The organism is Streptomyces sp. NPDC046716 (assembly GCF_040645755.1).
Taxonomy (GTDB): Bacteria; Actinomycetota; Actinomycetes; order Streptomycetales; family Streptomycetaceae; genus Streptomyces.
Window position 1 is genome coordinate 1 of record NZ_JBEYYU010000088.1, and the last position, 12,104, is coordinate 12,104.

General features: G+C 71.9%; 11 protein-coding genes. 6 read left to right on the forward strand and 5 right to left on the reverse strand.

Translation table 11 applies throughout. The features are described from left to right. Window positions 1–183: 183 nt before the first annotated feature. Together ABZ930_RS38200 and ABZ930_RS38205 are read right to left on the reverse strand one after the other, a co-directional pair. Complete coding sequence (locus ABZ930_RS38200; RefSeq protein ID WP_361559038.1) at window positions 184–957, reverse strand: SDR family oxidoreductase; 774 nt, start codon at window positions 955–957, stop codon at window positions 184–186. A 48-nt stretch (window positions 958–1,005) separates the two neighbouring features. Then, complete coding sequence (locus ABZ930_RS38205) at window positions 1,006–1,674, reverse strand: MOSC domain-containing protein (protein WP_361559041.1); 669 nt, start codon at window positions 1,672–1,674, stop codon at window positions 1,006–1,008. An 81-nt stretch (window positions 1,675–1,755) separates the two neighbouring features. On the opposite strand from ABZ930_RS38205, the gene ABZ930_RS38210 reads away from it, so the two are divergent. After that, window positions 1,756–2,658 carry a LysR family transcriptional regulator gene (locus ABZ930_RS38210; protein WP_361559044.1) on the forward strand — a complete coding sequence of 301 codons (903 nt, stop codon included), beginning with the start codon at window positions 1,756–1,758 and terminating at the stop codon, window positions 2,656–2,658. 69 nt (window positions 2,659–2,727) lie between these two features. Here ABZ930_RS38210 and ABZ930_RS38215 read toward each other — a convergent pair whose 3' ends face one another. Beyond that, a complete protein-coding gene (locus tag ABZ930_RS38215; RefSeq protein WP_361559047.1) occupies window positions 2,728–3,069 on the reverse strand; it encodes a WhiB family transcriptional regulator in 342 nt (113 codons plus the stop codon). Window positions 3,070–3,469: 400 nt separating this feature from the next. On the opposite strand from ABZ930_RS38215, the gene ABZ930_RS38220 reads away from it, so the two are divergent. From ABZ930_RS38220 to ABZ930_RS38235, 4 genes are all read left to right on the forward strand, one after another. Then, the gene (locus tag ABZ930_RS38220; RefSeq protein ID WP_003948568.1) at window positions 3,470–4,081 is read left to right on the forward strand and encodes a response regulator transcription factor; all 612 of its coding nucleotides are present in this window, start codon (window positions 3,470–3,472) and stop codon (window positions 4,079–4,081) included. Window positions 4,082–4,429: 348 nt separating this feature from the next. After that, window positions 4,430–5,017, forward strand: a complete 588-nt coding sequence (locus tag ABZ930_RS38225) for a sigma-70 family RNA polymerase sigma factor (RefSeq protein WP_351452910.1) — start codon at window positions 4,430–4,432, stop codon at window positions 5,015–5,017. Window positions 5,018–5,145: 128 nt separating this feature from the next. Beyond that, window positions 5,146–6,648 carry an IMP dehydrogenase gene (gene guaB, locus ABZ930_RS38230; protein WP_361559050.1) on the forward strand — a complete coding sequence of 501 codons (1,503 nt, stop codon included), beginning with the start codon at window positions 5,146–5,148 and terminating at the stop codon, window positions 6,646–6,648. A gap of 118 nt (window positions 6,649–6,766) precedes the next feature. Further along, entirely contained in the window at window positions 6,767–7,891 is a 1,125-nt protein-coding gene (locus ABZ930_RS38235) for a GuaB3 family IMP dehydrogenase-related protein (protein WP_111663889.1), read from the forward strand. A 76-nt stretch (window positions 7,892–7,967) separates the two neighbouring features. Here ABZ930_RS38235 and ABZ930_RS38240 read toward each other — a convergent pair whose 3' ends face one another. Beyond that, window positions 7,968–8,576 carry a hypothetical protein gene (locus tag ABZ930_RS38240; RefSeq protein ID WP_361559053.1) on the reverse strand — a complete coding sequence of 203 codons (609 nt, stop codon included), beginning with the start codon at window positions 8,574–8,576 and terminating at the stop codon, window positions 7,968–7,970. A 61-nt stretch (window positions 8,577–8,637) separates the two neighbouring features. Next, complete coding sequence (locus ABZ930_RS38245; protein ID WP_361559056.1) at window positions 8,638–9,891, reverse strand: nucleotide sugar dehydrogenase; 1,254 nt, start codon at window positions 9,889–9,891, stop codon at window positions 8,638–8,640. Window positions 9,892–10,196: 305 nt separating this feature from the next. Here ABZ930_RS38245 and ABZ930_RS38250 point away from each other — a divergent pair, with 305 nt between their 5' ends. Then, entirely contained in the window at window positions 10,197–11,906 is a 1,710-nt protein-coding gene (locus ABZ930_RS38250; protein WP_361559059.1) for a glycerol-3-phosphate dehydrogenase/oxidase, read from the forward strand. Window positions 11,907–12,104: the final 198 nt, after the last annotated feature.

Consider the following 12,104-nt stretch of genomic DNA (forward strand, 5'->3'; position numbering starts at 1 on the left):
GCCCGACGCCGCGACCTCCTTGGCCAGGGCCTTGGTGAAGCCGCGGATCCCGGCCTTCGCCCCGCGCCCCTGAAGGCATGCGCTGCGCGCGCCTTCCCCTGCCCCTGGGCGAGCGAAGCTCGCTTCCAGGGGCGCGGGGAACTGCGCGACCAGCCCCCACCGGGGCCGCGGACGAACGGTGACCTACTGCGGGCCGTACTTCCGGCCCGTTCGCGACGTCACCCCGCCCAGAAGACCGCGCGGGGTCACCTTCACGACCCCCATCAGCGCCTTGTACCGCGGATCCGGGATCGACAGGGACTTCCCGCGCGCCAGATCGGTCAGCGCCGCCGCCACCAGCTTGTCGGCGTCGAGCCACATCCAGTTCGGGATGTTGTCGGTGCCCATGCCGGCCCGCTGATGAAACTCCGTCCGCACGAAACCGGGGCACAGAGCCATCAGCCGCACCCCGGTCCCGGCCAGATCCTTCGCGGCGCCCTGCGTGAACTGCACGACCCACGCCTTCGACGCCCCGTACGTACCCCGCGGCACGAACGCGGCGACCGACGCCACATTGACCACCCCGCCGCGCCCGCGCTCCCGCATCGACGCGGCCGCAGCCGACGTCAGCCGCAGCACCGCCTCGCAGTGCACCTTCAGCATGGTCAGCTCGTCGGCCATGGAGACTTCCAGGTAGCGGCCCTTGTTGCCGAACCCGGCGTTGTTGACGAGCAGGTCCACCGCGTTCTTGCGGTCGCCCAGCCGCTTCTCGACCGCGGTGATGCCCTCTTCCGTGGCGAGGTCGGCGGTGAGCACCTCGGCCTCGATGCCGTGCCGGTCGTGCAGCTCCGTCGCCTGGTCCTGGAGGCGCTCGGTGTCACGCGCGACGAGGACCAGGTTGTGGCCGTCGGAGGCCAGGCGCCGGGCGAACGCGGCGCCGATGCCCGCGGTGGATCCGGTGATCAGTGCCGTAGTCATGGCCCCAGGTTAGTGACGGCCCGGAGGTGCCCGTGATCACCGGCCGGGTCAGGAGCCGTACTTCGCCACGTACTCCCGCGCCGCCCGCAGCTCCTCCGGGTGCAGCGCCTCGCCGGCCGCCAGCATGCTCGGCAGCAGCGACCGCTCCGTGGTGACCGCGCGGAACGCGATCCGGACCGTCACGTCGTGGTCGGGCCGGTGCACGACCTCGATCGGGTCCCCGGCACGGATCTCGCCCGGCTCGATCACCCGCAGATACGCGCCCGCGGCCGCCTCCTGCGTGAACCGCTTGACCCAGCCCTTCTCGCCGAGGTGTCCCTGGAACGTCCGGCACGGGATCCGGCTGGACGTCACCTCCAGGACGACGTCGGAGCCGATCCGCCAGCGCTCCCCGATCAGGGCGCCCGTGATGTCGAGGCCCTCGGTCGTCAGGTTCTCGCCGAAGCCGCCGCTGGGGATCGGCCGGCCGAGGGTGCGCTCCCAGGCGTCCAGGTCCTCGCGCGCGTACGCGTACACGGCCTGGTCGTCGCCGCCGTGGTGCCGCTTGTCGCACACCGAGTCCCCGGCGAGGCCGCTGCCGCCGGTGCCCTTCGGACCCGGCGCGGCCACCCGCACGGGCCCCTCGACCGGCCGCTTGTCGATGCCGGTCACGCCCTCGGCCTGATCGGTGTACTCCACGGCCTTGCGGTGCCCGAGATTGAGAGACAGGAGCTTCATACCGGCCACGCTACGGGACCCCGCACCAAAGCCGCCACGCATTATTCGCGGTACTCCCCAAGCCGGGCTTATGCTTGAGGGGTGATCGAAGCCCGCCACCTCCGCGTCCTGCGCGCCGTCGCCGCCACCGGCTCCTTCTCGGCGGCCGCGCGTGAGCTGGGCTGCACCCAGCCCGCGGTCAGCCAGCAGATGAAGGCGCTCGAGTCCTCCGCGGGCACCCCGCTGCTGATCCGCACCGGCCGCGAGATGCGCCTGACCCAGGCGGGCGAGGCGCTGGTCCGGCACGCCGCGGGCATCCTCGCCGGGCTCACCGCCGCGGAGGAGGAGGTCGCCGCGATCGCCGGGCTGCGCGCGGGGCGCGTGCGCCTGGTGTCGTTCCCCAGCGGCAGCTCGACCCTGGTCCCGACGGCGCTCGCCGCGCTGCGCGCCGAGCACCCCGGCACCCGGGTCTCCCTGGTCGAGGCCGAGCCCCCGCGCTCGGTGGAGATGCTCCGCGAGGGCGACTGCGACGTCGCGCTCGCCTTCCGGTACGAGGGCGCCCAGGCGGCGGAGGACTGGGACGACCTCGTCGTGCGCCCGCTGCTCGCCGACCGTCTGGTGGGCCTGGTCCCCGAGGGCCACGCGCTGCGGGGCTCCGTCACCATCGACGCGTTCGCGGACGAGCCGTGGATCGCGGGCTGCCCGCGCTGCCGCCGCCAGCTGGTGGAGGTGTGCCGGAGCGCCGGGTTCGCCCCCCGCATCGACTTCGCGACGGACGACTACCCGGCGGTGATCGGACTCGTCGGCGCCGGCCTCGGCGTCGCCGTACTGCCCGAACTGGCCATCGAATCCGTTCGGCCCAAGGGTGCACGCACAGTGACGGTCGAGCCCGCCGTGCAGCGCGAGATCGTCGCGCTCACCCTGCCCGATCTGGCCCAGGTGCCGGCCGTCGCCGCGACCCTCGACCACCTGGCGCGGGCCGCCGACAAGGCCGCAGCGCGCTGAGCCCGGCCGCACCGCGCTGAACGCGGACGTGGGCGCACCCGGTGCGCCCACGCTTGGAGAAACGTTCCTTCAGTTGGATGAAGCGGTGGCCGGAGACGGTGTGCCGCCCGTCGCCGACGCGGTCACGAGCCGGTTGCGGGCCCGGCCCATCAGCTCCTCGCGTTCGTCCTCGGTGAGACCGCCCCACACGCCGTACGGCTCGCGCACCTGTAGCGCGTGAGCAGCGCACTCCGCGCGCACCGGGCACCGCATGCAGACCTCCTTGGCCGAGGTCTCACGGGCGCTGCGGGCCGCGCCGCGCTCCCCCTCGGGGTGGAAGAAGAGCGAGCTGTCGACCCCGCGGCAGGCTGCGAGCAGCTGCCAGTCCCACAGATCTGCGTTCGGTCCGGGAAGGCGGGAGAAATCTGCCATTGCTGTGTCCCCTTGTTGCCGTTGTAGCCGTTGTGACGCGGAACGGTGCCCATGACCGTACATCTACTGTCTAAGGAGATGAAAATATGACTCATTGCGAATCTAGCTACAGACACCAGCAAAAGGGAAGAAATGCCGCTAAATGGGGCATAGGTTGTGGTGAAACCTTGTGGGTGCGCGCCGCTGCTCCCGTTGTGTCCGGCCCCTCACGTAGAGTGCCGAACCAGGCCGTCTGACCCGTAACTCTTTCGAGTGACCATCGTTGAGAGTGCTGAGGCGGTTGAAGGAACAAGCTCTCGGGCATCTGTCCGAATGGCTTGCCGAGTGTCGACCGCACAGGTGACGATTCGTACAAAGCCTGGAGGCTCAAGGTGACGCGCATCAGCTGCGGAGGACGGTCATGACATCCGTCCTCGTCTGCGACGACTCCCCGCTTGCCCGAGAGGCGCTCCGCCGCGCGGTCGCGACCGTGCCCGGCGTCGAGCGCGTGACGACCGCGGCCAACGGCGAGGAAGTCCTCCGCCGCTGGGGCGCCGATCGCTCGGACCTGATTCTGATGGACGTACGCATGCCGGGCCTCGGCGGCGTCGAGACGGTCCGCCGGCTCCTGTCCGCCGACCCCGGTGCGCGCATCATCATGCTCACCGTCGCCGAGGACCTGGACGGCGTGGCCCTCGCGGTCGCCGCCGGTGCCCGCGGCTATCTGCACAAGGACGCCTCGCGCGCCGAGCTGCGGGCCACGGTGACCCAGGCCCTCGCGGACCCGACGTGGCGGCTCGCCCCGCGCCGGCTGCGCTCGGCCGAGATGGGCGCCGCGCCCACCCTCACCGCGCGCGAGATCCAGGTGCTCGAGGGCATGAGCCACGGCCGGTCCAACGCGGAGATCGGGCGCGAGCTCTTCCTCTCCGAGGACACCGTGAAGACGCACGCGCGTCGGCTGTTCAAGAAGCTCGGCGCGTCCGACAGGGCGCACGCGGTGGCGCTCGGCTTCCGTTGGGGCCTCGTGCGGTAACGCTCCGCTCGGGGTGCCGCATGCGGACTGCGTCGTGCCACGCGATGTCGTCGGCCGGCCGTCGCCGCTTCATGGCTGGTCGCGCAGTTCCCCGCGCCCCTGACGGGGCGCGGTGAGGGATGTCGCTCCGCGTTTCGCGAGCGATGCCGCATCCTTGGAGATGTGGAGTTCCTCGGGGACGACGAATCGGGCGAGCAGGGTCAGCGAGAGGGGAGGGCGCAGGAGATGAGTTCCGGCGCACCTGCCCCGAACGCTTCGGGCGCCTCTGGCGCATCGGTCGATAACGCTTCGGTGCACAACCAGGGACGCGATGCCGCGGACCGCACCTCGGCAGGGCACCATAGGTCGATGCGCGACGACGAGGGAGCGGCCCAGCAGGGGGTCATCGGCACGCTCGTCGGCCGCGCGGTCGACGGCGACGCGCAGGCGACGCACGATCTCCTCGCGCACGTCCACCCCCTCGCGATCCGGTACTGCCGGACCCGGCTGTCCCGGCTGCCGGGCGACGCCCGGCACTTCGTCGAGGACCTCGCCCAGGAAGTCTGTGTCGCGGTCCTGCTCGCGCTGCCGCGCTACAAGGACACCGGGCGGCCCTTCGAGGCCTTCGTCTTCGCCATCGCCGCCCACAAGGTCGCCGACCTGCAGCGCGCGGCGATGCGCGGCCCCGGCTCGACCGCCGTGCCGTCCGACGAGATGCCGGAGCGGCCCGACGACTCCCTCGGCCCGGAGGAGCGGGCGCTGCTCAGCAGCGACGCCGAATGGGCCAAGAAACTCCTCGCGAACCTCCCGGAGAACCAGCGGGAGCTGCTGCTCCTGCGCATCGCCGTGGGCCTCACCGCCGAGGAGACCGGGCAGATGTTGGGGATGTCACCCGGAGCCGTGCGCGTGGCGCAGCACCGGGCGCTCAGCCGCCTGCGCGCGCTCGCCGAGCAGTAGCACACGACCCCGGCCGCGCACGTGTGAACGTACAAAGAAGGCCGATGATCTTGATCGTGGAATGAGACACGTCCGTAGGCCGTTAGCATGGACACCCGCACCGATCAAGGCCATTTGGAGAAGGTGTCATGACTGCGAACGTCGAAGGCGTGCCCGGTAAATTCGCGACTCTCGGGCTGACCTACGACGACGTGCTGCTGCTTCCCGGCGCGTCGGAGGTCCTCCCGAACGCGGTCGACACCTCGTCCCGCATCTCCCGCAACGTCCGGGTGAACATCCCGCTGCTCTCCGCGGCGATGGACAAGGTCACCGAGGCCCGCATGGCCATCGCCATGGCCCGCCAGGGCGGCGTCGGCGTGCTGCACCGCAACCTGTCGATCGAGGACCAGGTCAACCAGGTCGACCTCGTGAAGCGCTCCGAGTCCGGCATGGTCACCGACCCGATCACCGTGCACCCCGACGCGACGCTGGCCGAGGCCGACGCGCTGTGCGCCAAGTTCCGCATCTCCGGCGTCCCGGTGACCGACCCGGCGGGCAAGCTGCTCGGCATCGTCACCAACCGCGACATGGCGTTCGAGAACGACCGCAGCCGTCAGGTCCGCGAGGTCATGACGCCGATGCCGCTGGTCACCGGCAAGGTCGGCATCTCCGGCGTCGACGCCATGGAGCTGCTGCGCCGCCACAAGATCGAGAAGCTGCCGCTGGTCGACGACGCGGGCGTCCTCAAGGGCCTCATCACGGTCAAGGACTTCAAGAAGGCCGAGCAGTACCCGAACGCCGCGAAGGACGCCGAGGGCCGGCTGCTCGTCGGTGCCGCCGTGGGCGCGAGCCCCGAGGCGCTCGAGCGGGCGCAGGCGCTGGCCGCCGCCGGTGCCGACTTCCTGATCGTCGACACCTCGCACGGCCACAACAGCAACGCGCTGAGCTGGATGTCGAAGATCAAGTCCGCGGTGAACGTGGACGTGATCGGTGGCAACGTGGCGACGCGCGACGGCGCCCAGGCGCTCATCGACGCCGGTGTCGACGGCGTCAAGGTCGGCGTCGGTCCCGGCTCCATCTGCACCACCCGCGTCGTCGCCGGCATCGGCGTCCCGCAGGTCACCGCGATCTACGAGGCCGCCGTCGCGGCCCGCGCGGCCGGCGTCCCGGTCATCGGCGACGGTGGCCTCCAGTACTCCGGCGACATCGGCAAGGCGCTCGCCGCCGGTGCCGACACGGTGATGCTCGGCTCGCTGCTCGCGGGCTGCGAGGAGTCGCCGGGCGAGCTGATGTTCATCAACGGCAAGCAGTTCAAGTCGTACCGCGGCATGGGCTCGCTGGGCGCCATGCAGTCGCGCGGCCAGGGCCGGTCCTACTCCAAGGACCGCTACTTCCAGGCCGAGGTCGCCTCCGACGACAAGCTGGTGCCCGAGGGCATCGAGGGCCAGGTGCCCTACCGCGGCCCGCTGGCCAACGTGCTGCACCAGCTCGTCGGCGGTCTGCGCCAGACCATGGGCTATGTCGGCGCCGCCACCATCGACGAGATGGAGTCCAAGGGCCGCTTCGTGCGCATCACGTCCGCGGGCCTCAAGGAGAGCCACCCGCACGACATTCAGATGACGGTCGAGGCGCCGAACTACAGCAGGAAGTAAGCGCAGGTCACAGCGGAAGGGGCGGTCCCGGGTTCACCGGGGCCGCCCCTTCCGTATGCGTCAGGGATACTGGACGGGCAGGCCCCAGAGGGACCCAGATGGAAAGGCGCCTCCCAAAGTGACTGAGATCGAGATCGGGCGCGGCAAGCGCGGCCGTCGTGCGTACGCATTCGACGACATCGCCGTCGTGCCGAGCCGGCGCACGCGCGACCCGAAGGAGGTCTCGATCGCCTGGCAGATCGACGCCTACCGCTTCGAGCTGCCGTTCCTGGCAGCACCCATGGACTCCGTCGTCTCGCCCGCGACCGCGATCCGCATCGGTGAGCTGGGCGGGCTCGGCGTGCTCAACCTCGAGGGTCTGTGGACCCGGTACGAGGACCCGCAGCCGCTGCTCGACGAGATCGCCGAGCTGCAGCCGGAGGCCGCCACGGCCCGCCTCCAGGAGATCTACTCGGCGCCCATCCAGGCCGACCTGATCAAGCAGCGCATCAAGGAGGTGCGCGACTCCGGTGTCGTCACCGCCGCCGCGCTCTCCCCGCAGCGCACCGCCGAGTTCTCCAAGGCCGTGGTGGACGCGGGCGTGGACATCTTCGTGATCCGCGGCACGACCGTCTCCGCCGAGCACGTGTCCGGCGCCGCCGAGCCGCTGAACCTGAAGCAGTTCATCTACGAGCTGGACGTCCCGGTGATCGTCGGCGGCTGCGCCACGTACACCGCCGCGCTGCACCTCATGCGGACCGGCGCCGCCGGTGTGCTCGTCGGCTTCGGTGGCGGTGCCGCGCACACCACGCGCAATGTGCTGGGCATCCAGGTGCCGATGGCGACCGCCGTCGCCGATGTCGCCGCGGCCCGCCGCGACTACATGGACGAGTCCGGCGGCCGCTACGTGCACGTCATCGCCGACGGCGGCGTGGGCTGGTCCGGCGACCTGCCCAAGGCCATCGCCTGCGGCGCCGACTCCGTGATGATGGGGTCGCCGCTGGCCCGCGCCACGGACGCGCCCGGCCGCGGTCACCACTGGGGCATGGAGGCCGTCCACGAGGACGTGCCGCGCGGCAAGAAGGTCGACCTCGGCACGGTCGGCACGACCGAGGAGATCCTCACCGGCCCCTCGCACATCCCGGACGGGTCGATGAACTTCTTCGGCGCGCTCAAGCGGGCCATGGCGACCACGGGCTACAGCGAGCTCAAGGAGTTCCAGCGGGTCGAGGTCACCGTCGCGGACTCGCAGCACCGCCGCTGACACCGCCGTACGCACAAAGGGTCGGGCCCCGCCGGGAGAACGGCGGGGCCCGACCCTTTCGCTGTGGCGGTGACGCCTAGAGCGCGGCCTTCTTCGCGGAGCCGAAGGCGGCGAAGGCGCCGATGGCCATGAAGATGTACTCCTTGACGTCCGCGGCTTCCTTCCACGCGTCGTTGATGACGCCGAAGTGGTCGGTGAGAGCCGTGAAGAAGGAGACGTCCGCGGCCTCGCCGAGGTACATCGCGACGCCGGTGATCTGGCCCAGGTACACGGCGGCGAGCGAGACCACCGCGGCGAGGACCGGCAGCACCGGGTTGCGCCCGCCGACCTTGCCGACGACCAGGCCGACGACGAAGCCGACGCCGATGGCCGCGTAACCGATCTCGTGGTCGGTGGCCTTCATGATGGCGCCGTAGGCCCAGGCCAGGATCAGGGCGACGACCACGCCGGCGACGATGCCGAGGGCGACGTTCCCGCCGCGGGCCGGGGCCGGCTGCGCCGGCGGGAAGCCGCCCGGCGCGGGCTGCTGCTGCGGGAACGGCGCGTACTGCTGCTGCGGCTGGCCCGGCTGCTGCTGCGGGTAGCCGTACCCGGGCTGCGGCGGCGCGCCCGCGGCGGGCTTGTCCTGCGCGTACGGATTGCCGTCCTGAGGCTGCGGCTGAGGTGGCTGTGGCGGCTGGGTCATGCGGTCCCCCCGAAGTGTGAACGTGGGCACGAATGTGCCCAGAGAGGCCGCAGAGTAGCAGTCAGAGGCGGTGGGCCGCCCCTGCCGGGGTCGCACCTCTGGTGTCCAGGAGCAACTGGGCCTTCACCGCGAGGCCCTGGAGGTCGTACGTGCGGTGGTGCTGGAGCAGGATCGTCAGGTCGGCGTCGGCCGCGGCCTCGTAGAGGGAGTCCGCGCGCGGGACCGGACGTTCCAGGACGTTCCAGGACGGGATGTAGGGGTCGTGGTAGCTGACCGCGGCGCCGAGCTGCATCAGCCGGGTCGCGATCTCGTCGGCGGGGGTGCCCTGCTGGTCGGCGAGGTCGGGCTTGTAGGTGACGCCGAGGAGGAGGACGCGGGCGCCGCGGGCCGACTTGCCGTGCTCGTTGAGGAGGGTGGCGGCGCGCTGGACCACGTAGGTCGGCATGTGGTGGTTGACCTGGCGGGCCAGTTCGACCAGGCGCAGCGGGCGGGTGGGCAGGTGGGGCGAGGTCAGGTCCTGGGCGAGCGCGTGGCCGCCGACGCCGGGGCCCGGGCGGAAGGCCTGGAAGCCGAAGGGCTTGGTCTCCGCGCAGCGGATGACGTCCCAGAGGTCGACGCCCAGGTCGTGGCAGAGCACCGCCATCTCGTTGACCAGGGCGATGTTGACGTGGCGGTAGTTGGTCTCCAGGAGGTGGACCGTCTCCGCCTCGCGCAGCCCGCGCGCGCGGACCACCTTGTCGGTGAGGCGGCCGTAGAAGGTGGCCGCCGACTCCGTGCAGGCCGGGGTGAGGCCGCCGATGACCTTGGGGGTGGCGGAGTAGGGGTGGGCGCGCAGGCCGGCGTCGATCCGGCCCGGGGCGTGGGCCAGGTGGAAGTCGCGGCCCGCGCGCAGCCCGGAGCCCTCTTCGAGCAGCGGCAGCAGCGCGGTCTCCGTGGTGCCCGGCGGCACCGGCGACTCGATGATCACCGTGGTGTGCGGGCGCAGATGGGCGGCCAGGGTGCGCGTCGCCTCGATCACCGGGGCGAGGGAGGGGCTGCCGTCTGCCCCGGGCGGGGTGGGGGCGCAGACGACCGCGGTGCGGACGCGGGCCAGTTCGGCGGGGTTCGCGGTGGGGCGGAAGCCCGCGGCGAGCATCCGGCGGACGTCGGCGGCGGTCAGGGCCGCGGCGTCGCCGTCGCAGGGGAGCCGGCCGGCGGCCAGGTCGCGGGCGCGGGCGGGGTCGTGGCCGACGGTCGCGATCCTGGCGGCGACGGCGGCCTGGGCGAGTGGCAGGCCGAGGTGGCCGAGGCCGACGACGGCGAGGTCAGCGGGCATGGCGGTGGCCGTCCTTCCCGGGAGGCGGACCGGCGTTAGCCGGAGCGGGACGTGGTCGCAAGCCCTGTGGACAGAACGGGCGAGCGCACAGTCAGACTAGGAGTAAATATGACCGATATGTCACATTGCGCGGCAATGGATTAGCGCATGTCGCCGTCGGTTCCGAAGGTTGTCCACAGGCTGAGGTCTGCTGGTGGCCGGAATCGGGCAGGAGGGTCAGAATCGGGAGCAGGCCGGAATCTCCCGGGAGCACGCAGCACCTGCCGGTGAGGCCGGGCCGGCGCCGACGACAGCGGGAGGCAGCAGTGAAGGCAGCGACACTGGGACCCGAGCAGCGCGCGGAGGCTCTGGCGGCGATGGCCGAGCGGGAGCTGGACATCCTCGTGGTGGGCGCGGGGGTGGTGGGCGCCGGCACCGCGCTCGACGCCGTCACCCGGGGCCTGTCCACCGGGCTCGTCGAGGCCAGGGACTGGGCGTCCGGCACGTCGAGCCGGTCCAGCAAGCTGATCCACGGCGGGCTCAGGTATCTGGAGATGCTGGACTTCGCGCTCGTCCGCGAGGCGCTGAAGGAGCGCGGCCTGCTCCTGGAGCGGCTCGCCCCGCACCTCGTGAAGCCGGTGCCGTTCCTCTATCCGCTCCAGCACAAGGGCTGGGAGCGGCTGTACGCCGGGTCGGGCGTCGCCCTGTACGACGCCATGTCCATGGCGCGGGGACACGGGCGCGGGCTGCCCACGCACCGGCACCTGTCCCGCAAGCGCGCGCTGCGGGTGGCGCCGGCGCTGAAGAAGGACGCCCTGGTGGGGGCGTTGCAGTACTACGACGCGCAGATGGACGACGCCCGCTACGTCGCCACGCTCGTGCGCACCGCCGCCATGTACGGCGCGCAGGTCGCGAACCGGGCGCGGGTCATCGGGTTCCTGCGCGAGGGCGAGCGGGTCGTCGGCGCGCGCGTCGAGGACGTCGAGGGCGGCGGCGAGTACGAGATCCGCGCTCGCCAGGTCGTCAACGCCACGGGCGTGTGGACCGACGACACCCAGGCCCTGGTCGGCGAGCGCGGGCAGTTCCACGTGCGGGCGTCGAAGGGCATCCACCTCGTCGTGCCGAAGGACCGGATCAACTCGACGACCGGGCTGATCCTGCGCACCGAGAAGAGCGTGCTGTTCGTGATCCCCTGGGGCCGGCACTGGATCGTGGGCACCACGGACACCGACTGGGACCTGGACAAGGCCCACCCGGCGGCGTCCAGCGCCGATATCGACTACCTCCTGGAGCATGTGAACTCGGTGCTTGGCGTGCCGCTCACGCGCGACGACGTGCAGGGCGTGTACGCCGGGCTGCGGCCGCTGCTGGCCGGGGAGTCCGACGCCACCAGCAAGCTGTCCCGGGAGCACACCGTCGCCCACCCCGTGCCGGGGCTCGTCGTCGTCGCGGGCGGCAAGTACACGACGTACCGGGTGATGGCCAAGGACGCCGTCGACGAGGCCGTGCACGCGCTCGACCAGCGGGTCGCCGAGTGCGTCACCGAGGACGTCCCGCTGATCGGGGCCGAGGGCTACCGGGCGCTGTGGAACGCGCGGGCGCGGATCGCCGCCCGCACCGGGCTGCACGTGGTCCGCGTCGAGCACCTGCTCAACCGGTACGGGGCGCTGGCCGAGGAAGTGCTCGACCTGATCGCGAAGGACCCCGGGCTCGGCGCTCCGCTGGGCGGGGCCGACGACTATCTGCGCGCCGAGGTCGTCTACGCCGCCTCGCACGAGGGCGCCCGGCACCTCGACGACGTGCTGACCCGGCGGACCCGGATCTCCATCGAGACCTTCGACCGGGGGACCCGCTCCGCGCGGGAGGCCGCGGAGCTGATGGCGCCGGTGCTCGGCTGGGACAAGGACCAGGTGGAGCGGGAGGTCGAGCACTACGAGAAGCGGGTCCAGGCCGAGCGCGAGTCGCAGTTGCAGCCCGACGACCTCACCGCCGACGCGGCCCGGCTGGGGGCGCCGGACATCGTGCCGCTGTCGTAGCCTTCGTGGCAGGTCGCGCCCGCCGCGGGCGCGATCGTAACGGCCCTGGGTGGATGCCGTGTTGAGCCCCCCGGGGCCTTGCCCTTGTCGGCCCGCGCGGGAAGAGTGGCCGGATCGGGGCGGCGAACTGCGGTGGGCTGGCCGGGTTCCGGCACAGAAGAGGCGTGGCCACGGGTATGGCCGGGAGTGTCCGGAGTG